This is a genomic window from Pseudomonas sp. 910_23 (genome assembly GCF_052850795.1).
The window spans coordinates 35,595-57,979 of sequence record NZ_VXCZ01000024.1 but is presented as its reverse complement, the minus strand read 5'-3'; the positions used below and the strand labels follow the sequence as shown (position 1 = coordinate 57,979).

The 22,385-nt window shown below is 59.5% G+C and carries 17 protein-coding genes and 1 tRNA gene; 3 read left to right on the top strand and 15 right to left on the bottom strand.

Annotated features, from left to right (window positions below; translation table 11 throughout):
• The 11 genes from pqqB to rpsU form a co-directional block, all read right to left on the bottom strand.
• Complete coding sequence (gene pqqB / locus FW800_RS24335) at positions 1-912, bottom strand: pyrroloquinoline quinone biosynthesis protein PqqB (RefSeq protein ID WP_005792074.1); 912 nt, start codon at positions 910-912, stop codon at positions 1-3.
• 71 nt (positions 913-983) lie between these two features.
• The gene (pqqA, locus tag FW800_RS24330) at positions 984-1,058 is read right to left on the bottom strand and encodes a pyrroloquinoline quinone precursor peptide PqqA (protein ID WP_003194766.1); all 75 of its coding nucleotides are present in this window, start codon (positions 1,056-1,058) and stop codon (positions 984-986) included.
• A gap of 158 nt (positions 1,059-1,216) precedes the next feature.
• Complete coding sequence (gene pqqF / locus FW800_RS24325; RefSeq protein ID WP_446438621.1) at positions 1,217-3,592, bottom strand: pyrroloquinoline quinone biosynthesis protein PqqF; 2,376 nt, start codon at positions 3,590-3,592, stop codon at positions 1,217-1,219.
• A gap of 48 nt (positions 3,593-3,640) precedes the next feature.
• Complete coding sequence (locus tag FW800_RS24320) at positions 3,641-4,435, bottom strand: carbon-nitrogen hydrolase family protein (protein ID WP_122735994.1); 795 nt, start codon at positions 4,433-4,435, stop codon at positions 3,641-3,643.
• 10 nt (positions 4,436-4,445) lie between these two features.
• On the bottom strand, positions 4,446-6,128 hold the full coding sequence (locus FW800_RS24315; RefSeq protein ID WP_032803990.1) for a flavin monoamine oxidase family protein: 1,683 nt from the start codon (positions 6,126-6,128) through the stop codon (positions 4,446-4,448).
• 167 nt (positions 6,129-6,295) lie between these two features.
• Positions 6,296-6,742, bottom strand: coding sequence for an Lrp/AsnC family transcriptional regulator (locus FW800_RS24310; protein WP_003194755.1), 447 nt, complete (start codon positions 6,740-6,742; stop codon positions 6,296-6,298).
• Between the two features lie 111 nt (positions 6,743-6,853).
• Positions 6,854-6,930 (bottom strand) — tRNA-Ile (locus tag FW800_RS24305).
• Between the two features lie 15 nt (positions 6,931-6,945).
• Positions 6,946-10,689, bottom strand: coding sequence for a bifunctional diguanylate cyclase/phosphodiesterase (locus FW800_RS24300; protein ID WP_032879171.1), 3,744 nt, complete (start codon positions 10,687-10,689; stop codon positions 6,946-6,948).
• 121 nt (positions 10,690-10,810) lie between these two features.
• Positions 10,811-12,661 carry an RNA polymerase sigma factor RpoD gene (gene rpoD, locus FW800_RS24295; protein WP_005792068.1) on the bottom strand — a complete coding sequence of 617 codons (1,851 nt, stop codon included), beginning with the start codon at positions 12,659-12,661 and terminating at the stop codon, positions 10,811-10,813.
• Positions 12,662-12,728: 67 nt separating this feature from the next.
• Positions 12,729-14,699, bottom strand: coding sequence for a DNA primase (dnaG, locus tag FW800_RS24290; RefSeq protein WP_005792066.1), 1,971 nt, complete (start codon positions 14,697-14,699; stop codon positions 12,729-12,731).
• 443 nt (positions 14,700-15,142) lie between these two features.
• The gene (gene rpsU / locus FW800_RS24285) at positions 15,143-15,358 is read right to left on the bottom strand and encodes a 30S ribosomal protein S21 (RefSeq protein ID WP_002551877.1); all 216 of its coding nucleotides are present in this window, start codon (positions 15,356-15,358) and stop codon (positions 15,143-15,145) included.
• Between the two features lie 203 nt (positions 15,359-15,561).
• On the opposite strand from rpsU, the gene tsaD reads away from it, so the two are divergent.
• Positions 15,562-16,587 carry a tRNA (adenosine(37)-N6)-threonylcarbamoyltransferase complex transferase subunit TsaD gene (gene tsaD / locus FW800_RS24280; protein ID WP_005792063.1) on the top strand — a complete coding sequence of 342 codons (1,026 nt, stop codon included), beginning with the start codon at positions 15,562-15,564 and terminating at the stop codon, positions 16,585-16,587.
• Positions 16,588-16,618: 31 nt separating this feature from the next.
• Here the strand turns inward: tsaD and plsY are convergent, their stop codons facing one another.
• Positions 16,619-17,188, bottom strand: coding sequence for a glycerol-3-phosphate 1-O-acyltransferase PlsY (gene plsY, locus FW800_RS24275; protein ID WP_005792062.1), 570 nt, complete (start codon positions 17,186-17,188; stop codon positions 16,619-16,621).
• A gap of 74 nt (positions 17,189-17,262) precedes the next feature.
• Here plsY and folB point away from each other — a divergent pair, with 74 nt between their 5' ends.
• Positions 17,263-17,616: a dihydroneopterin aldolase gene (gene folB / locus FW800_RS24270; RefSeq protein ID WP_015886183.1), complete on the top strand. Its 354-nt coding sequence runs from the start codon at positions 17,263-17,265 to the stop codon at positions 17,614-17,616.
• Positions 17,607-18,125: a 2-amino-4-hydroxy-6-hydroxymethyldihydropteridine diphosphokinase gene (gene folK / locus FW800_RS24265; RefSeq protein ID WP_446438620.1), complete on the top strand. Its 519-nt coding sequence runs from the start codon at positions 17,607-17,609 to the stop codon at positions 18,123-18,125. The genes folB and folK overlap by 10 nt, the downstream gene beginning before the upstream one ends.
• 114 nt (positions 18,126-18,239) lie before the next feature.
• Here the strand turns inward: folK and FW800_RS24260 are convergent, their stop codons facing one another.
• From FW800_RS24260 to FW800_RS24250, 3 genes are all read right to left on the bottom strand, one after another.
• A complete protein-coding gene (locus tag FW800_RS24260; protein ID WP_446438619.1) occupies positions 18,240-19,472 on the bottom strand; it encodes a multifunctional CCA addition/repair protein in 1,233 nt (410 codons plus the stop codon).
• Positions 19,473-19,535: 63 nt separating this feature from the next.
• Positions 19,536-21,101 (bottom strand): SpoVR family protein, encoded by a 1,566-nt coding sequence (locus tag FW800_RS24255; protein WP_005792056.1) that lies wholly within the window; start codon positions 21,099-21,101, stop codon positions 19,536-19,538.
• Complete coding sequence (locus FW800_RS24250) at positions 21,098-22,369, bottom strand: YeaH/YhbH family protein (RefSeq protein WP_005792055.1); 1,272 nt, start codon at positions 22,367-22,369, stop codon at positions 21,098-21,100. Before FW800_RS24250 ends, FW800_RS24255 begins: the two co-directional genes overlap by 4 nt.
• Positions 22,370-22,385 lie beyond the last annotated feature (16 nt).

Sequence of the window (22,385 nt, the reverse complement as noted above, 5' to 3'; positions counted from 1 at the left end):
CTACAATTCAATGCTCATGCCGTCGTACGCCACTTCGACATTGCGCCGCACCAACTCGGCTCGCTCGGGGGAATCTTCATCGAGGATCGGATTGGTATTGTTGATGTGGATAAGCACCTTGCGCTGCTTGGGCAACTGCTCCAGCACTTCGAGCATACCGCCCGGGCCGTTCTGCGCCAGGTGGCCCATCTCGCGACCGGTGCGGGTGCCGACGCCACGGCGCTGCATTTCATCGTCATCCCACATCGTGCCGTCTACCAAAAGGCAATCGCTGCCGCCCATGATATCCAGCAGCGGCGCGTCGACCTTGCCCAGGCCCGGTGCGTAGAACAGTTTACCGCCGGTGCGCAGGTCTTCGACGATCAGGCCGATGTTGTCACCGGGGTGCGGGTCGAAGCGGTGCGGCGAGTAGGGCGGCGCTGCGCTGCGCAACGGCAGTGGGGTGAAACGCAGGTTGGGGCAGGCCGGGATGGTGAAGCTGGCGTCCAGTTCGATGCGGTTCCAGGCCAGGCCGCCGTTCCAGTGGGTCAGCATGGTGAACAACGGGAACCCGGTGCTCAGGTCTTCATGGACCATGTCGGTGCACCATACCTGATGCGGGCAGCCTTCCCGCAGGCTCAACAGGCCAGTGGTGTGGTCGATCTGGCTGTCCATCAGGATGATTGCGCTGATACCGGTATCGCGCAGGGCGCGCCCGGGTTGCATGGGCGCAAAGCCCTGGAGTTGCGCGCGGATATCCGGCGACGCGTTGCACAGTACCCAATTCACACCGTCGTCGGAGATCGCGATGGACGACTGGGTGCGCGCCTGGGCCCGCAGGCTGCCATCGCGAAAGCCTGCGCAGTTCACGCAGTTGCAGTTCCACTGCGGGAAGCCACCGCCGGCGGCGGAACCTAGAATCTGGACAAACATGATCTCTCCATCAAGCGCAGCTCAAAACAAAAACGCCCCGGGCGAACCGAGGCGTTGTATTACTCAGCCAATCAACGGCTGGCGAAGTACATGGTGACTTCGAAACCAATACGCAGATCAGTGTAAGCAGGTTTGGACCAGGTCATATTCTTACTCCTATCAAGGGATGGGACGTTCACTACCAAGTAATACATATAGTCCACCTCCCACTGGAGATGTTCAGATATTGCTGCGCAATGTTACGCAATTCTTTTCAAGTTAGCGCTGTCTCGATGGAAAAAGCCTGTTGCAGGGTTGGCAACGATCATTGTGCCGCTTGCCAGTCATCGCTGATACGCGGGCCGTTAGCCACGCAACGCCAGCCGCCTGCTGCTTCAAGGAGTTGTTGGGCTGCGTGCTGCAAGTCCTCGCGTGTGCGGCTTTGGATCAGGTGTTGAAGTTGATCCAGGTAACTCGACGAATGACCCGCCAACTGCGCGTGCCAAAGCAAATCGGCGGCTTGGCTGACGGGGAGTGCCTGCGCCGTGAATTGCTGCGCAAGAGGCTGATTGCCCACGTCTGCGCTGCGTTCGATCAAAGACGGCAGTTGTTGCAGGAAGGCTTGCAGGTGTTCGGCGATCCTGCCCAGTGACAGGCTGGGCGATTGCACGCCAAACAACAGGCCGGTTTGCCCGTTGACTTGTCGGATGCCGCTGAACACGGCGTAGCCGATTTGCAGCTCAACTCTCAAACGTTGGTAGAACGGGCCCTGGAGCATATGCCCGAGCAGCCGCCAGTTGGCCTCATCGACGAGAGATTGGCTCGGCACTGGACAAAAAAGCAGCAGCGCAGCGTCGCTGGATGCGGTGTTCACCGGGTGCCAGATCCGCTGCCCGTTGAGAACTTCAGGTGTGCATTGAATGTTGGCCGGCTGCCCTGGCAAGCGGGCGGCGGCGATTTTGATCGCCGCTTCACAGGCTGCCGGCAAACCCGCACCCAGCCCCTGCCAGTGAGCGGTGGACCACGACGCTGGTGTCTCCGAGGAGTCGGCTGAAACACCGACGCAGCAAGTCGGCAACGCCTTGATGAGTTCGCGAATGGCGATCATCGGCGGGGGCGTCGATGATGACAGATGTGCATCCGAGCTGCTCAGGCAGCGCGCCAACGCTTCGAGCACGGCCGGCATCGGTTCGTGAAGGCCGTGCATGTTCACCCGCCAATCGTTGCCAATGGTTTCGCAAGACAACTCGACACCCGCTTGACGGGCTTGCTCGCGCAACGGCTGCAACAGGCTTTCCAATCCGGCGGGTACGGCAGCGTCAAACCGCCAATGCAGGTACAGCGCGCCTTCGTCGGTGTCACCTGCCAGTGCGTTGCTGAAGGTCAGCGCCGATAACTCCCTCCGGCCCCGTAAGCGATCCTGGGCAAAGGTACGCAAGCCCCGATGGGCGCTGGTTTGGCCGCGGATCAAACCGGCGCGTTCTTCCTTGGCCGGCGGACGAAGAAAGGGGTTGCCCGGTGGGAGTTGCCAACTGTGTTCAGACGCGGGCAGATGCAGCGATGCAAGCATGGCCTTGAGGGATGCAATGCCTTGATCCGACAGGTCTTTGCTGTCGTCGCGAGCCAATGTCAGGGCGCCTTGAACCTGCTGTTGACGCGCATTGAGCAAGGCAAGCTCTTCACGTAATGGATTCCAGTCGCTGTGTGCGAAAAAGCTCAGCCAGTCATACAACAAGGCTTCGATCTGCGTCGCCGGTTGGTGGTCGCTATCGAGGGTAACGTCGATATCCAGCACCGCCTGGTCCGCGTAGTGGTACAGCACAGACGCATGCAGCGCGCTGGCCAGTTGGCTAGCTTTCAGTTCGGCCAACAACCCGCCCGACGCCGAAGCGTTGAGCCAGGTGCAGAGAAACTCCAGTGCTTGGCGGGGGGCGTTACAGATGATGACCTGATGCAGGTGCTGGCTGGCGGTGTGTTGATAGCTGCGTGCCTGGCCGTGCATCAGGGGTGGTGGCGCGGTTTGCGGGTGCAGGGGGCCGGCAATCAGTTCGTCACCGAACTGCTGGGCAAGGGTTTGCAAATCTGCCAGCGATTGCGGACCGGCGAGGCTCAAGGTCATCTGCCCGTTTTGATAGAAATGCCTATGGAATTCGCGCAAGGCTTGCTGAAAATCGTCGCTTTCCACCGTCAGGCTGTCGCGGTTGCCGGCATGGAATCCTCGCAGCGGGTGATCGGCCGCTAAACCTTGCAACAACGCAACTTGGTGTTGTGCCCTGGCGTCCTCGGACCAGGCCACGAATTCCGCGTGCAGCACTTCGCGTTCACGTCGTTGATCGTCGAGCGTCAGGCGTGGATGAGTCACCATGTCTGCCAACCGCGCCAGCCCGTCAGCGAAGGCCGATACCGGCAGCTCAAAGAAATACTCGGTGGTTCGCTCGCGGGTACTGGCATTGACCTGCCCACCGAGGCGCTGCACGTAGGCCATCAATCCTTCCCCGGCCGGAAAACGCTCGGTACCGAGAAACAGCAAATGCTCAAGAAAGTGTGCCAGCCCCGGCCAGGCCAATGGCACATCGTGACTGCCGGCAGCCACGCGCAGAACGGCGGCGCAGCGCTTCAAGCGCGGCGCATGGCGCAGGGATACTCGCAGGCCATTGGCCAGGGTCAGATGAACGGGGTGAGGGTGAACCGGCGCAGGCATGGGCACTTCCGAGGCGTGAGAAGTGCCTATGCTAGCAAACCCGTGGGGTCAGGGCTTGTGCAGCGCGCCGTAGAGTTCGGGGCGGCGGTCTTGCAGGTAGTGGTTGGCGGCGCGGGCGCTGAGGATTGACTGGCGATCCAGGGTGCCGACGATCAAGGCTTCGTCCAGGCCGGCCTGGGCGATACGTTGGCCATCCGGTGCGGCAATGCTGCTTTGTCCACAGTAATGAATCTCGCCTTCGTGCCCGCAGTAATTGGCATAGGCCACAAAGCACTGGTTTTCAAAGGCCCGCGAACGCACGGTGACATCGGCGACAAAATCGAACGGCACCATGTTGGCGGTGGGCACCAGAATCAATTCGGCGCCGGCCAGGGCCAGACGCCGGGTATTTTCCGGAAACTCCAGGTCGTAGCAAATCAGAAACCCCAGCTTCCAGCCGTTGAGTTCTACCACGGGAAAATCATCGTCGCCTGCGCTGAACATGGCGTGATCCAGATCGCCAAACAGGTGGGTCTTGCGATAGTTACACAGGTGCTGACCCTCGGCGTCGATCAACTGGACGGCGTTGTAGATCTGCCCATCGTCAGCCCGCTCCGGATAGCCGTAAAGAATGGCCAGCCCGGCGTTTTGCGCGATCTCGGCAATGGCTTGGGCAGACTCCCCATCCCGCGCCTCGGCCAACGCGCCAACGGCTTCGGCGCCGATGTTATAGCCCGAGAGAAACATCTCTGGCAGCACCAGCACATCGGCGTCGGATGCCTCTTGCGCCAGTTGGCGCAGGCGCTGGATATTACCGGCCACATCCAGCGGCAGCGGCGGGCATTGGTACAGGGCGACACGCATGTTCAGCTCCTTACTCGGCCAGGGCGATTGGCCCGATTTCATCGAACACATCGCCGGGGCCCGGGTTCTCTGGGTGGGTGCTGCCACCGAAGTGGGTCATGATGCCCCACACCGCGTTGAGCGAGGTTTGTACGGCGCCTTCGACCCAGGCGGGCGTCCACGATACGTCGTCACCGGCGATGAAAATCCCGCGTTGTTCGGCGGGCATGTCTTTCTGCATGAAGTGCGCGTACATCCGCTGGTTGTAGCGATAGTGGCCGGGCAGTGCGCCTTTGAAGGCCCCGAGGAAGTGCGGGTCGGCTTCCCAGGAAACCGTGATCGGGTCGCCGATGATGCGTGCCTTGATATCGACGTTGGGGTAGATCTTGTTCAACGCGTCCAGGGCCAGCTTTACCCGCTTGTCGATAGGCTGGGGTAGCATTTTCAGGGCGTCGCTCATCCACGAGTAGGAAAGGCAAATCACCCCGGGCTTGTCGTCGCCATTATCGAACAGATAGGTGCCGCGGGTCAGGCGGTCGGTGAGGGTCATGCTCATCAGGTCGCGACCGGTTTGCGGGTCTTTGTCTTTCCAGAATGGGCGGTCAACCATCACGAAGGTTTTCGACGACTGCATGTAGCGCGTGCGGTCCAGGGCCATCCACATTTTTTGCGAGAACAAGGTTTCGTCGCATTCAATCTGGGTGGTCAGCAGCCAGCTTTGGCAGGTGGTCAGCACCGCGGCGTACTCGCGGGTATCACCGTAGTTGTCAGTGACGGCGAAACGGCCATCGGCCGCATGAGCAATGCGTTTGACCCCTGCCCGTGGTGCGCCTCTATGCAGCGAGCTGAGGCTGGTGCCGGCCGGCCAATGGGCGCAGCGCTCCGGCACATGACGCCAGATGCCCATGGGCACTTGCGCTACGCCGCCAACGACCAGGTGTTGATGGTCGTCGCAGTTGGTCATCACCACGCGGAAGATTTCCAGCATGGAGTTGGGGAAGTCCGAGTCCCAGCCGCCGGTGCCGAAGCCGACCTGGCCAAACACCTCGCGATGATGGAACGACAACTTGGCAAAGGCCTTGGAGGTCGCGACGAAGTCGTAGAAGGTACGGTCATCCCACAGCGGCACGAGCTTGTTCCACAGTTCTTTGAGCCGCGGTACATCACGGTCGCGGATCGCCTGCTGGATATCGCCGAACTGCGAGCCGGCTTCCAGTGCATCGGCCCAGGCATCGGCCACTTCCTGAAACAGCGCAGGCAAGTCGGAGAGTTTTTGTGCGTAGTGGGTCTGGCCTTCCAGATCAATCACAGTGCTGCCGGACGCCGGGGTCAGCGGGTTGGGAAAGGGTTTGGTTTCCAGCCCCAACTTGTCTACGTAATGGTAGAACGCCGTCGACGACACCGGGAAACGCATCCCGCCCAGCTCGGCGATGATGCCTTCGGCGCCTTCGAAGGCCTGGGAGCGCAAGCGGCCACCCATCTTCGAGGCTTCATACACCACTGGCTTGAGCCCCAGCTTCATCAGCTCGTAGGCCGCGACCAAACCAGCGATACCGGCACCCACGATCGCCACTTCGGCCCCATGGTTGGCGGCGGGAATACTGCCCAGCCCGGCGGGGTGCTCGATCCAGTCATCAAATGCGAACGGGAAATCCGGGCCGAAAATGGTGATGGGTTTCTTGCCGTCTGCTGGGTGACGATTGGTCTTGCTGATAGTGCTGGACGGAATGCTCATGGCTGACCTTACTGACGGCTCGGCGGGATATGGCCCGTTGAGTATAGGAAAAGATGGCAGCCAGTTTAGGGAGCGTAGCGCTCGTTAATAAGACGCAATGTGTCGTCGGATTGCACTGATTTTTGTCAATATGACGAAGTTATCGATCAGATTGGCTGTCCGCGATCCAATTTGTTGCTGAGGATGATCGAGGTGGTGGTTTTCTCCACACCGTCGACACTGCCGATCTGGTCGAGCAGTTGGTCCAGTTGCTCCGGCGAATCGGTGCGCAGCCAGGCCACGTAATCGAATTCGCCGCTGACCGCACACAACTGCTGCACCTGCGCCATGGCACTCAGCCTGCGCAGCACCTCTTTGCCTGAGCGTGGTTGCACGGTAATCCCCACATAAGCCTGCAAACCCCCATCCGCGACGCGCTGGCCCAAGCGCACGCCGTAACCGGTGATCACCTGGGTTTTCTCCAGGCGTGCCAGGCGTGAAGTGACTGTGGTGCGTGCAATCCCCAGTTGCCGGGCAAGCATGGCCACGCTTTCGCGGGCGTTGAGCTGCAGGGCGGCGATCAGTTGGCGGTCGATTTCGTCTAGGGCGGGCAAGGGGGGGACTCCGGTGCGGACGACAATGAGTACGCATGGTACAGGCTGGGTCCGGCCGAAAGAACCGTTACACCAGACACGCAAAAGCCGCGCAATGCGCGGCTTTCAAGTTGGTGGGCCCAGCAGGACTCGAACCTGCGACCAAGGGATTATGAGTCCCCTGCTCTAACCAACTGAGCTATAGGCCCTCAGTAGGTCGCGGATTATAACGATGGTTTGTTCACTGTGCCATCCGAAAAATCCTCCAGCTTCGTACGAAGGAAGCTCGCGGCAAAAAGCTCCGGCGGCAGGGGCAGGCTGACGATGTAGCCTTGCATCTGTTCACAGCCTTCGGCGGCGAGGAATGTTTGCTGTGCGGGGGTCTCCACGCCTTCGGCAATGATGGTGAATTGCATGCTGTGGCCCAGCGCGATGATGGCGCGCACGATGGCGACGTCGTGGGGATCGTCGGGCAGGCCTCGAACGAAGGATTGGTCGATCTTGAGGAAGTCCAGGGGCAGGCGCTTGAGGTAGCTGAGGGACGAGTAGCCGGTGCCAAAATCATCGATCGCCAGCTGGACGCCCAAGCGTTTGAGTTGATGCAGAACCCCCAGGGCTTCTTCGGCCTGGCTCATGATGAAGTTCTCGGTGATCTCCAATTGCAGGCAGCCAGGTTCAAGGCGGTAATCGCGCAGCAGTTGTTCGATGCGTGACAACAGGTTGGGGTGACGCAGTTGCGCGCCTGCGAGGTTGACCGACAGTGGCCCGAAATCGTCGAAAGCCTCTTGCCAGGCGTGCAACTGCCGACAGGCTTGTTCCAGCACCCAGTCGCCAATCTGCAGGATCGTGCCGTTCTCTTCGGCCAGGGCGATGAAGTGTTCGGGCGGGACGTCGCCCAAGGTCGGGTGATGCCAGCGGATCAGGGCTTCGGCGCCGATCAGCTCCTGGGTCAACAGGCTGCGCTTGGGTTGGTAATAGAGGCTCAGCTCTTCACGTTCGATGGCACGGCGCAGCTCGTGCTCCAGCGCTACGCGTTCATTGGCTTGGGCCGTCAAGTCGCGGGTATAGCTTTCGACACGGTTGCGGCCCTTGGCCTTGGAGCGATACATCGCAGCATCGGCGTTCTTGACCAGAGTGGCGACGTCGGTGCCATCCTGTGGGTAAAGGCTGGTGCCAATACTGGCGCTGATAAAAAACTCATGGTCACCGGCCTGGAATGGGGGTGTAAAGCAGTCGAGCAGTTTGTTCGCCAGATACTGGGCATCGCCGGCCTGCTGCAAGCCGGGCAGCAAGATGATGAATTCATCCCCGCCCAGGCGGGCAACGGTGTCGACGTCGCGCAGTTGCTGCTTGAGGCGTACGGCGATGTCTTTGAGCAGCAGGTCGCCGACCGGGTGGCCGAGGCTGTCGTTGATGTGTTTGAAACGGTCCAGGTCAAGAAACAACACCGCGCCTTGCCTGCCGCTTTCCTGCTGGCCGTTAAGGGCGGCCTGCAGTCGATTTTCAAACAGGGTGCGGTTGGGCAGACCGGTCAGCGGGTCGTGGTGGGCCTGATAGTCCAGGCGTGCCTGGGCCAGCTTGAGGCTGGAGATGTCGGCAAACACGGCAACGAAGTGCGTGATCAATTGGTCGCGGTTACGCACGGCGCTGATGGTCAGCCAGCTTGGGTACACCTCGCCGTTCTTGCGGCGGTTGGAAATCTCTCCCTGCCAGTGTCCATGGGCCGTCAATTGGTGCCACATCGCCGCATAGAATGCGCTGTCATGCAGGCCCGAGGCGAGCAGGCGCGGGGTATGGCCGAGTGCTTCGATTTCGCTGTAGCCGGTGATCTCACTGAAGGCGCGATTGACGGCACTGATGTTCTGTCGTGTGTCGGTGATCAAAACGCCTTCAGCGGTGCTCTCGAATACCGTGGCGGCCTGTTGCAGTTTTTCCTGCATCTGCTGGCGTTCGGTGATGTCCCGAGCGATGGTCAGCATGCAGTCTTCGTCACCGATGGGCAGCGGGCGACTGGAGACTTCGCAGAGGCGAAGCTGGCCGTCGGCGCGACGGATATGGCAGATGAAATCACGCACGAAGCCGTCGCGCTGCATCAATTCCAGCATGTGCTTGCGTTCGTTGAGATCGACCCAGATACCCAGGTCCAGGGTTGATTGGTCGAGCGAAGAGGCGCTGGTGAAGCCGGTCAGATGGCTGAAACCTTCGTTCACCTCAATCAATAGGCCATCCCTTTGGCGACTCAGCAGCAAGCCGTCGGGGGACGCATGGAACGCCTTGGCGAATTTCTCTTCGGAGGTTTGCAGCTGCTGTTGGGTTTCCTTGAGCTGGGTGATATCGCGCACCACCACCACCAGAGCTTCGGTGGTGTCGAGTTGGAAAGGCTCAGCTGAGATCAGCCCCGTAAACGCTTGGCCGTTGCTGCGCAGAAAGGACATTTCCAGGTTGCGGATACTGGTGGTCTGTACCCGCTGCAGCAAATCCGGCCCGACGCCCTGAATGCGCCATATATTCAGATCTGAGGCGGCTTTGCCCACAACCTCGTCGGCGGTCAGGCCAATCTGGTCCTCGAATGCCTTGTTGACCTCCAGCAGGCAGCCATCGGATAGCCTGGCGATCACCAGAATGTCGGGGCATTGCTGGAACACCGACGCAAACTTCTGCTCGGACAGTTGCAGGGCTTCCTCCGTGCGCTTGGCTTCGCTGATATCGATCATCAGGCCGCGCAGCACTGGCTCATGTCCGTGTTCAATCAGGCTGACAATATCGCGCACCCACAAGCAACGGCCGTCCGCCGTGATGACCCGGTAATCGACGCTGTGATCACGATTGGCACGGGTTTCCCGGTAGCAATACGCTTCGGTGCGCGTGAGGTCGGCCGGGTGAATGATGTTGCGCCAGAAGCCCGGAATCAGCCAGTGGGCGCGCGGATAGCCGAGCAAATCTTCGGCATGGGGCGATACATAGCTGTAGGTGAAATCGCTGATGCTCGCTTCCCAGGCGATGGCGGACAAGCTCTCTACCAGGCCGCGATAGTGGTATTCGCTGCTGCGCAGTTCTTGTTCGAGGGCGACCCTGCGGGAGATTTCCGAACTGAGCCGGCGATTGATCCGAATGACCACCGCCAGCACGGTACTGAGCAACAATACAGCGGGCAGGCCGTACGTCAGCAGGTCGACCCAGAAGGTGCGGTGATCGGTGAAGCTGCCGACCCAATGTTGCTGGATCGCATCGGTTTCGGCTGAGCTAAGGTCGGCGAGGACTTTGTCCAGGATGCCCACCAGCATTTTCTGTTCCTGCGGGACGCCCATTGCCAATTGGTAGCGATAGGGCGTTTCGCCACTGACGTACAAGCCATCGAGCTTGAGTTGGCGCAGGCTCCAGACGCTGGACGCCAAGTCGCCGACGACGGCATCCACTTCATCGGTGGCCAGGGCTTGCAGCGTAGAACTGACGTTGGGCATCGCCACCAGATTCAGGTCCGGGTGGTGAGTGCGCAGCAATTCATGGGGCGCATAGTTTTCCACCACGGCAATTTTCAGCCCGTACAAACCCTTTAGGTTGCGTGGTTTCGCGCCGCCTTCATGGGCAAGGATGACGATGGGAAAGTCGAGGTAGGGGCGTGTAAAGGCCAGGTAGCTTTGGCGCTCCGGAGTGGACATGATGCCGGGTAGTAAGTCGAGCTGGTTGCTCCGGGCTTGTTCAAGTACAGCGGTCCAGTTTGCCGGTTCGATCAGCTTGATCCTGACACCCAGTCGGTCCTGGATCAGGCGCACATAGTCGGCAGCCAGGCCCTGGTAACGACCATTCTCATCACGGTATTCAAAGGGGGGCCAGGACGCGTCCACCCCAAGGCGAAGCTCCTGATGGTCCGCCAACCAGCTACGCTCATCCTCCGTGAGAGTCAACGCGCCAGCCGTTGCGGTCCAGGTCAGCAGCGACAGTAGCAACACGGTCGGCAATCTGGGCATAACGGTCTCGTTATGGCACGGGGAATAGTTCGAGTGTAGACGGGCATTTCAGGGGAGGGGTGTTGCGGGGAATTTTATCTGTGCAAAACAAAACCCCCGGCCTGGGCCGGGGGTTCTGGTATCACTCGTCGAGGAAGGAGCGCAGATGCTCGCTTCGCGTCGGGTGGCGCAACTTGCGCAGTGCCTTGGCTTCGATCTGACGGATCCGCTCGCGGGTCACGTCAAATTGCTTACCGACTTCCTCAAGGGTGTGGTCGGTATTCATGTCGATGCCGAAACGCATGCGCAGTACCTTGGCTTCACGGGCGGTGAGGCCGGACAGTACGTCACGAGTCGCTTCTTTCAGGCTCTCAACGGTGGCGACATCGATTGGCGACTGCATGGTCGAGTCTTCGATGAAGTCACCCAGATGGGAGTCTTCGTCATCACCAATCGGCGTTTCCATGGAGATCGGCTCTTTAGCGATCTTCAATACCTTGCGGATTTTATCCTCAGGCATTTCCATGCGTTCGCCCAGCTCTTCCGGGGTCGGTTCGCGACCCATTTCCTGCAACATCTGCCGGGAAATACGGTTGAGCTTGTTGATGGTCTCGATCATGTGCACCGGAATACGGATGGTGCGGGCCTGGTCGGCGATCGAGCGAGTGATCGCCTGACGAATCCACCAGGTTGCATAAGTCGAGAACTTGTAGCCGCGACGGTATTCGAACTTGTCTACCGCTTTCATCAAGCCGATGTTGCCTTCCTGGATCAGGTCCAGGAACTGCAGGCCACGGTTGGTGTACTTCTTGGCGATCGAGATCACCAGACGCAAGTTCGCTTCAACCATCTCTTTTTTCGCGCGGCGGGCCTTGGCCTCACCGATCGACATGCGACGGTTGATGTCCTTGATTTCAGCAATCGTCAGACCGGTTTCGGTCTCAAGCGCAGTCAGCTTCTGCTGGCAGCGGATGATATCGGGCTGCAGGCGGCCGATGGCTTCGGCGTATTTCGCCTTGCCCTTGGCCAGTGCGTCGGTCCAGCTTTCGTCAACTTCGTTGCCCGGGAACTGGCGCAGGAAGTCGGTACGCGGCATACGGGCATCACGCACGCACAGCTGCATGATTGCACGCTCTTGTGCACGCAGACGCTCAAGGGCGCTACGAACGCGCTCGACCAAACCTTCGAATTGCTTGGGCACCAGCTTGATCGGCATGAACAGCTCAGCCAGCGCCACCAGCTCGGCAATTGCCTGCTTGTTGGAGCGACCATGCTTCTTCAGGGCCTTGCGGGTGATTTCCATTTGATCGGAAACCGCACCGAAACGCTGGGCCGCGACGATTGGGTCCGGGCCGCTTTCGACTTCATCTTCGTCGTCGCTGCTGGCTTCGGCGTCGTCGTCTTCGGCGTCGTCATCCGCTTTCGCGGCTTTGGCGTCGACAGGCGGCGGTACTTCGGCGGCAGGCGGCGCAATGCCGTCGTCCGGGTCGATGTAACCGCTCAGGACGTCGGACAGGCGGCCACCTTCGGTGGTGACGCGGGTGTACTCGGAGAGAATGTGGTCAACCGTGCCTGGGAAGTGCGCAATTGCGCCCATCACTTCACGGATGCCCTCTTCGATACGCTTGGCGATTTCGATTTCGCCTTCGCGTGTCAGCAGCTCGACAGTACCCATTTCACGCATATACATGCGCACCGGGTCCGTCGTGCGGCCGATATCGGTCTCTACTGCAGCCAGCGCGGCAGCAGCTTCCTCAGCGGCGGCCTCGTCGGTATCAGCGTCGGCCAGCATAAGGGAATCCTTATCTGGCGCGACTTCGAATACGTTGATCCCCATGTCGTTAATCATGCGGATGATGTCTTCCACCTGCTCTGGATCTGAAATATCCTCAGGCAGGTGGTCGTTGACCTCCGCGTAAGTCAGGTAACCCTGCTCACGACCAAGTGTGATCAACTCTTTGATACGAGACTGCTGTTGCGCTTTTCCGGACATAACACCCTATCCACTGAAGGTCTTGGCGGGCAAAAAACAAGCCGAGGATTATACCCGAGCTATGACCTCACACGCCAGCTGAGGTCGGGTTTGATGCGTAAACATTCTGTTTTAAGAGGTCGCGCATCTGTTTTGCTATCTGAATCTGCTCTTCAGCCGACAATCCCGGCTGCCTTGCTCTCTTAATGAGCTCATCGAGGGTCTGAGTGTGTTGACCCGCAGATAACCTATTAATGGTGTCTAAAAACTGTTGTTCAAGGTTGTCGCCGTCAATTAGCCACTCCTTTTCCGCCAATGCTTTCAATAAACGGCCTTGTTCCGTGCCGTGCCAGCGAGCCATCAGCTGGATTGAGTTTAGCTTGGGATTTTTCTGCACCGCCTCGATCAGGGCAATCAGCACCTGGGCGTAGGTGTTGCTTTCGTTGGCAAAGTGGTCGGCGCTTTCAACCTTGCCGGCCAGTTGTGGGTGATGAATCAGCGTACGCAGCGCAATAAGCGTCGGGGCTTCCACTGCTACGGGTGTGCGTGGAGCGTAGGCTTCATCGCGATCACCGCGCTTGCCGTTTTTGCTCCAGGGTTTCTTGTCCCATTTCTTGCCGCCGGCCCCGGGCTTTTTCGGCGTCCACTCCTGTTGGGGGGCAAAGGCCTCCTGAGGCTGGTGAAAGTCGGCATAGTCCGGCATGGCGTCGTAATCCATGCCTGGATCGTAGGCTGGCGGCGCATCTTGCGGTGCGCTATGCACCAGCTGGCTCACGGCTTCGCCACTCAAACCGGTAATTTCCAGCAGGCGCTGGCGCATCAGCGTGCGCAAATTGGCGCCTGGCACCTTGTCGATCAATGGCGCAGCGAGGGTGGCCATATGAGCCTTGCCTTCGAGCGAGCGCGGGTCGGCTTCTTCGGTCAATTGCTGGAAAAAATAATCCGCCAGCGGCTGCGCATGTTGATTGATGCGCGCACGGAACGCGTCGGTACCCTCCGAACGGACCAGGGTATCCGGGTCTTCGCCTTCGGGCAGGAACAGGAAGCGTGCGCGGCGCCCGTCCTGCAGGCTTGACAGTGTGGCCTCAAGCGCACGCCAGGCGGCGTTACGGCCGGCCTGGTCGCCGTCAAAGCAGAACAGCACGCTGGGCACAACGCGGAACAGGCGCTTCAAATGCTCTTCGCTGGTGGCGGTGCCCAGGGTTGCCACGGCGTTGCGCAGACCTTGCTGGGCCAGGGCGATCACGTCCATATAGCCTTCAACCACGATGATTTCGTCGAGGTTGCGGTTGTTCTTGCGCGCTTCGAACAGGCCGTAGAGTTCCTGGCCCTTGTGGAACACCGGGGTTTCCGGGGAGTTCAGGTACTTGGGCTTGTCGTCCCCGAGTACGCGGCCACCGAAGGCGATGATGCGGCCACGGCTGTCGCGGATCGGAAACATCACGCGGTCGCGGAAACGGTCATAACGCTTGCCGGTCTCGGCGTTTTCTATCAGCAGGCCGGCATCGATCATGGCCTTTTGCTGCAGGGTGTCGCTGCTCAGGTGTTTGTACAGGTTGTCCCAGCCGGGCGGGGCGAAGCCGAGGCCGAAGTCGCGGGCGATTTCACCGGTGAGGCCGCGGCCCTTGAGGTAGTCAACGGCGGCCTTGCGCTGCGGATGGCTTTTAAGCGCCTGGCGATAGAAGTCGGCGGCCGCGGTCAGCAGCGGATACAGCGGCGAATCGGTGGGTTGCCGGGGTTTGTGCGGGCGGCCACTTTCTTCCCGGGGGATTTCCATGCCCGCGGCTTTTGCCAGATCCTCGACGGCCTGGGGAAAGTCCAGGTTGTCGTGGTCCATCAGGAAGCCGAGGGCGTTGCCGCCAGCGCCGCAACCGAAGCAATAATAGAACTGCTTGTCGGGGCTGACACTGAATGACGGCGTTTTTTCTTTATGGAACGGGCAGCAGGCGGTGTAGTTTTTGCCGGCTTTTTTCAGCTGTACGCGTGAGCTGACAACATCGACGATGTCGGTGCGGTTCAGAAGGTCGTCAATAAAGCTCTGGGGAATCAGCCCGGCCATGGCGTTCTCGTCATCACTGCGTGTAAATGAGGGCCCGTGAAGTGTTCAAGCGCACGTATGGAGTGCTTGATCATCATCGTCTGCATGGGTCTTCAGGAAGTGTATCTGCCGAATATTCACTGAGGGTAGTTTCTGATCAGTGTTCGGCATGGAAATGTTGCCCGGGCGTCCGGTCTTGGCCAATGGTGGGCCTCGGAAACGCATCGATGGGCACAGCCGATACAGTTGATCGTCTGCTTGAAGAATAGGTGTGCTCGTCAGTAGCCTTGTTAGGCTCGTCAGAAGAGACGTGCACCGCTGGCAAAAGAGCCAGCCCTGACGTGTGAAGCAGTGTCTCGGTCGCATGTGCGGCGTCGACGGTGAAGCATCAAGCGATATCCGCAAATGCCAACAGCCCGGCTGAGGGCCGGGCTTGGCAGAAGCTTGCTACGAACGTCTGTGTATTAGTACAGACGAACGGCGCGGCGCTGTTCGCGCTGAACTTTCTTGGCGTGACGCTTAACAGCGGCTGCTGCTTTACGCTTACGCTCAGAAGTTGGCTTCTCATAAAATTCGCGGCTACGAACTTCAGCCAGAACACCGGCTTTTTCGCAGGAGCGCTTGAAACGACGCAGAGCTACGTCGAAGGGTTCGTTCTCTTTTACTTTGACGGCTGGCATCCAGAGCTACCTTCTTTCATTACCGGGAATCAACGTTCTCGTCGCAAAAAATTCGCGGCTGAGGTCGTCGGTTTTTAAGGGTTGCGGATGTTAACCCCTCATTGGCCGGAATGCAAAGCCTCTGATCGAAAACCGCTAGTCGGGAGGGGGAGTGGCGACTATTATGCGCGCCTTCGAATTCAGCCTCTACAAGGCGCAAACCCATGCTAGTACTGGGACTTGAAACCTCCTGCGACGAAACCGGAGTCGCACTATACGACAGTGAACGCGGGCTTTTGGCCGATGCACTGTTCAGTCAGATCGACCTGCACCGCGCCTATGGCGGCGTGGTTCCGGAGCTGGCCAGCCGTGATCATGTCAAACGCATGCTGCCGTTGATTCGCCAGGTGCTGGATGAGGCCGGCTGTGTGCCGACCGAGATCGACGCCATCGCCTACACGGCAGGCCCCGGATTGGTCGGAGCCCTTCTGGTTGGGGCTTCTTGCGCCCAGGCGCTGGCCTTTGCCTGGGGTATTCCCGCCCTTGGCGTGCACCACATGGAAGGCCATTTGCTGGCGCCGATGTTGGAAAAAACACCTCCAGAGTTCCCGTTCGTCGCTTTGTTGGTGTCGGGTGGTCATACGCAGTTGGTTCAGGTCGATGGAATCGGCCAATACACGCTGTTGGGCGAGTCCCTGGATGATGCCGCCGGTGAAGCGTTCGACAAAACCGCGAAGATGATGGGGCTTAACTATCCTGGTGGTCCGGAAATCGCCCGTCTGGCCGAGAAAGGCGTCGCCGGGCGCTACGTTTTCCCGCGTCCGATGTGTGATCGGCCGGGGCTGATGTTCAGTTTCAGCGGTTTGAAAACGTCCGCGCTGAATACCTGGCAGCAGAGCGTCAGCGCCGGGGACGACGGTCAGCAAGCCCGTTGCGACATCGCACTGGCGTTCCAGCAGGCCGTGGTAGAGACTTTGACCATCAAGTGCAAGCGCGCCCTCAAGCAGGCAGGTATGAAGCGGCTGGTGATCGCAGGCGGCGTCAGCGCCAATAAGGCGTTGCGCAGTTCGCTTGAAAAAATGCTCGGCGACATGCAAGGCCATGTGTTCTACGCCCGCCCGGAATTCTGCACTGACAACGGCGCGATGATTGCCTACGCCGGCTGCCAGCGCTTGCAGGCCGGGCAGCATGAAAGCCTGGCGATCAGCGTGCAGGCGCGCTGGCCGATGGAGCAGTTGCCGCCGCTGTAGGGCTTACGTGAACCGGTTTCGCCCGGCGTATTTAAAAATGCCGTTCGCGCCCGGCAAACAGGTCGCGTAGATTGCCGCGGTGGCGCCAGACGATCAGCAGTGTCAGCACGCTCATCGGCAGTAACGCCTGCGGTGCCTGCCAGGCCAACAGCGGCAGGGTAAGCGGCGTGGCAATCAGCGCGGCCAACGAGCTGGTACGGGTCAGGTAGAACGTCAGCAGCCAGGCGAGCATGGCCAGCAATGCTGCCGGTGGGTAGATGCCCAGCAGCATCCCGGCCGCGGTGGCGACACCCTTGCCACCGCGAAAGCGGAAGTACAATGGGAACAGGTGACCGAGGACGGCGCATATGCCCACCCAGGCCTGCTGTTGCAAAGTAAGGCCGGCGAGACTGGCGATCAGCACGGGCAGAAGGCCCTTGCAAACGTCGCCCAGCAGGGTCAGGACGGCAAGTTTCTTGCCGGCCAGGCGCAACATATTGGTGGCGCCGGCATTGCCTGAACCACTCATTCGCGGATCGGGATTTCCCGTCAGGCGGCTGAGCAAAATGGCGAAGGACAGCGAGCCGAGCAGGTAGGCGAAAATCGCCAGTGACCAAAACATGCTAACTATTCCGGGCGAGGACGCCCTGATTCTAACGGGGCATCGCGCCCTTGTCGTGCTGCGGAGAAGAGTGCTTGGACAGAGTGTTTATCGAAGGCCTGGAAGTGGACACCGTGATCGGTGCCTACGACTGGGAGCGCGGCATCCGTCAATGCCTGCGCCTGGACCTGAGCTTTGCTTGGGATAATCGCCCGGCCGCCGCGGGTGATGACCTGACCCTGGCGCTGGACTACGCCAGTGTATCCGCGCGTATCCAGGCCTTTGCCGAGCAGTCCCAGTATCAGTTGGTGGAAACCTTTGCCGAGCGCTTGGCCGAAGTGCTGATGAGCGAATTCCAGATTCCCTGGTTGCACCTCAAGTTGACCAAGCCAGGCGCGGTGCCCGCTGCCAAGGGCGTGGGCGTGGAGATCGAGCGCGGATGTCGTTGACTCAGGTTTACCTCGGGCTTGGCAGCAACATCGAGCGCGAGAGCCGTCTATGTGCCGGCCTGGATGCGCTGGCAGGGTTCCTGACGCAGATGCGCTGCTCGGCGGTGTTCGAGAGCCAGCCGGTGGGTATCAAGAGCGGGCCGTTTTTCAACCTGGTGGTGTCGGCCTATACCGACCTGCCGTTAATGGAGCTGGACCGTCGACTCAAGCTCATCGAGGCCGATAATGGCCGGTATGCACCTGGTCGCAAAGGGTTGCCGCTGGATATCGATGTGCTGTTGTATGGCGACTTGGTGGGGGATTTTGACGGATTGATCCTGCCGCGAGCCGAAATTCTGAAAAACGCCTTTGTATTGTGGCCGCTGTCGATGATGGCGCCGGACCGTGTTCACCCTGAGGCGGGCAAGACAATGGCCGAGCTGTGGCGCGATGCGCAGATCGATCAGGTGCTGGCGCCTGTCCGCTTCGAGTGGCAAGGCCAGCAACTTACACCGGACACCCTCCTGTAGAAGCCGAGCTTGCCGTGGCGAGGGAGCTTGCTCCCGTTGGGCTGCGCAGCAGCCCCACTATTTTGGGAGCGCTTCGCACTCCAGCGGGAGCAAGCTCCTTCGCCACAAAGGCCGTTATTTCGGTGAAGGCTGTTCCTTGTAGGCTTTCAGCGCGTTCAGCCGTTCGCGCTTGAGCGCTTCTCCCAGCTCGGGGCCTTTGAAACCTTTTTCCAGCAGTGGTGCGACCGGTACTTCGCTTGCAGCCTTCGCCGCGCCGCGCAAATAATCCGCCTGTGAATAACTGCGCTGCTCAAGACCCTTGCGGCCCCGGGCATCCATTTCGCAGGCCATCACAAATTCTTCGAAGCGTTGCGGCCGGCGGTACACGTCAAAGCTTTGCAGCAACTCCAGCAAAGTCGAGGCTTTCAGCTCCAGCGCTCGATGCCCATGGGTATGATATTGCCCCACCAGCAAGGCCAATTCCTGGCAATCCCTCGGTACCTTGAAGCGTTCGTTCACCGCCTTGATCAGCTTCAAGCCACGGTGCTCATGGGCAATATGCTGCGGCAACTTATCCACAGGCGTCAGGCCCTTGCCCAAATCGTGCAGCAGGCAGGCCCAGCGTACGGTCAGCGGCTGTTTGTACAATGCAGCTTGTTCCAGCACGCTCAAGGTGTGTACGCCAGTATCTATTTCCGGGTGATGGGCTTCGGGTTGCGGTACGCCGAACAGGGCATCTACCTCCGGTATCAGGGTTTTCAGCGCATCGCAGTCGCGTAGCACCTGGATGAAAACCTGTGGCTGATCCTCCATCAGTGCGCGGGAGATTTCCTTCCAGCTGCGCTCGGGGGTAAGGGCCTCCAGTTCGCCGGACTCACTGAGCTGGCGCATCAATTCCAGCGTCTCGGGTGCGACCTTGAAACCCAGGTGTGCATAACGTGCGGCAAAGCGGGCGACGCGGAGCACTCGCAGAGGATCTTCGGCGAACGCGGGGGAAACATGACGCAAAATGCGCGCTTCAAGATCGCGTTGGCCGTGATAAGGGTCGGTCAGGGTGCCGTCATCGTCTTCTGCCATGGCATTGATGGTCAGGTCGCGACGAATCAGGTCTTCCTCCAGCGTGACATCGGGGCTCGCGTGAAACACAAAGCCACCGTAGCCTCGGCCACTCTTGCGTTCGGTGCGGGCGAGGGCGTACTCATCGCCGTTTTTCGGGTCGAGAAATACCGGGAAATCGGCCCCTACGGGCTTATAGCCTTTGGCGAGCATCTCTTCGGTGGTTGCACCTACGACGACACGGTCGATATCGGTGACCTTGATGCCCAGCAGGCGATCACGCACCGCACCGCCGACTTTGTAGATTTTCATGAAAAAGCCTCCATTAGCGGCACAGGATAACGCCTGTGCCTGAGCAATGGAGGCTTTGCTGTTTCAGAGATGAACGACGGCCATGTCCAAGCGGCCGTAGTCGTTGTCGTTATGATCGCTGCGCGGGGGCACATGATGGGTTTTCATCACCTGATCGCCTTGCAGGGTCTCCAGGTGGATGTCAAACCCCCACAGTCGGTGCAGGTGCTTGAGCACTTCCTCGGTGGAATCGCCCAACGGCTTACGGTCGTGTTGCTGATGACGCAGGGTGAGCGAACGGTCGCCGCGCACATCGATGCTGTAGATCTGCACGTTGGGCTCGCGGTTGCCCAGGTTGTATTGGGCGGCCAGGGTTTCGCGAATGATGCGGTAGCCGGGTTCATCATGGATAGCCGGGACCACAAGGTCGTCTTTCAGGTCGTCATCCAGAATGCTGAACAGCTTGAGGTCACGAATCACCTGAGGTGACAGGTACTGCAGGATGAAACTCTCGTCCTTGAAGCTGCTCATGGCGAACTTGATGGTCGACAACCAGTCGCTGCCAGCGATCTCCGGGAACCAGCGACGATCCTCCTCGGTGGGGTGTTCGCACATGCGACGGATATCGCGGTACATGGCAAACCCCAGGGCATAGGGGTTGATGCCGTTGTAATACGGGCTGTCGAAGCCGGGTTGGAAGACTACGCTGGTGTGGGACGTGAGGAACTCCATCATGAAGCCGTCCGTGACCAGGCCCTCGTCGTACAGGTCGTTCATCAGCGTGTAGTGCCAGAATGTTGCCCAGCCTTCGTTCATCACCTGTGTTTGACGCTGCGGATAAAAATACTGGGCGATCTTGCGCACGATACGCACAATCTCACGTTGCCAAGGCTCCAGCAGCGGGGCGTGTTTTTCCAGAAAATACAGGATGTTTTCCTGGGGTTCGGCGGGAAAGCGTGCATTGTCCTTGTCGTTGTTTTTGCCGGCGCGCTTGGGAATGGTGCGCCACAGGTCGTTGATCTGTTTCTGCAGGTGCTCCTCGCGTTCCTTCTGGCGCAGGCGCTCTTCCTCGGCTGAAATCGGATAGGGACGCTTGTAGCGGTCGACCCCGTAATTCATCAGTGCATGGCAGGAGTCCAACAGGTCTTCCACCGCATCAATGCCGTGTCGTTCTTCGCATTGCATGATGTACTGCTTGGCAAACACCAGGTAATCGATGATTGAGCTGGCGTCGGTCCAGGTTCGAAACAGGTAGTTGCCTTTGAAGAAACTGTTATGTCCATAGCAGGCATGAGCCACCACCAGCGCCTGCATGCAGATGGTGTTTTCTTCCATCAGATAGGCGATGCACGGGTCGGAGTTGATCACGATCTCGTAGGCCAGGCCCATCTGGCCTCGCGTATAGGACTTCTCGGTGCTGAGGAAGTGTTTGCCATAGGACCAGTGGTGATAACCCAGCGGCATGCCCACCGAGGCATAGGCATCCATCATTTGCTCAGCGGTGATCACTTCAATCTGGTTGGGGTAAGTGTCCAGGGCATAACCTGCCGCAATACGGCTGATTTCCCGGTCATAGGCCTGGATCAGTTCAAAGGTCCACTCGGAGCCAGTGGATAGGGGTTGGCGCTTGTTCTCTTTTTTGGCGGTCATGTCACTAACCTGCGCTGGAAGAGTTCACGGAAGACCGGATAGATATCGCCGGCCGAGACCAGTTGCTGTTGGGCGAACGTGTCGGCAAAGGCTTCGCCGATGCGCTCGTATTCGAACCACAGGGCCTGATGCTCACGGGGGGTGATTTCAACATAGGTGTAGTACTGCACGAACGGCATGATCTGGTTGATCAGAATGTCGCGGCAGATCGGCGAATCGTCGTTCCAATTGTCGCCATCCGAAGCTTGTGCAGCGTAGATGTTCCATTCGTTGGCAGGGTAGCGCTCGGCCATGATTTCCTGCATCAGCTTCAAGGCGCTGGATACGATGGTGCCGCCGGTTTCCCGCGAATAAAAAAACTCTTCTTCATCCACTTCCCGTGCGCTGGTGTGATGGCGAATGAAAACTACGTCAATCTTGTCGTAGTTCCGTTTCAGGAACAGGTACAGCAGGATGAAGAAACGCTTGGCGATGTCCTTGGTGGCCTGGGTCATGGAGCCGGAGACATCCATCAGGCAGAACATTACGGCCTTGGAGCTGGGGTTGGGTTGCTTGACCAGCAGGTTGTATTTCAAATCAAAGGTGTCGAGGAACGGCACGCGGTGAATGCGTGCGCTGAGCTTCTCGATTTCTACCTCGATTTCCTGGATATCGCCGAAGTTGTCTGGTTCTTCACGCTTCAAACGCGCCAGCTCTTCCTTGGCCGCCTTCAGTTTTGCGCGGCTGCTGCCCGAGAGGGCGATGCGTCGTGCATGGGCTGAACGCAAAGTGCGGATGATGTTGATGCGCGAGGGGTTGCCTTCGTTGCTGATCCCGGCGCGTACAGTCTTGAACGTGTCGGTGCCGGTCAGGTTGCGCTTGACCAGGTTGGGCAACTCCAGGTCTTCGAACATGAATTCGAGAAATTCCTCCTGGGTGATCTGGAACACGAATTCGTCCATGCCTTCGCCGGAATTACCGGCCTTGCCCGGACCTTTGCCGCCACCGCCGCCTTGTGGGCGCTGGATGTGTTCGCCGGTGGTGAATTCCTTGTTGCCGGGGTGCACGACGGTCTGTTTGCCGCCGCGCCCGTGGTGAAGCACGGGCTCGTCGATGTCCCGGCCGGGAATGCTGATTTGCTCGCCATGCTCCATGTCGGTAATGGAGCGGCGGCTGACGGCTTCTTCTACGGCCTTTTTGATGTGGTCACGGTAACGCCGCAGGAAACGCTGGCGGTTTACCGTGCTCTTGTTCTTGCCATTAAGGCGTCGGTCGATCACATAGCTCATGGGGAGCCCTCCGGGC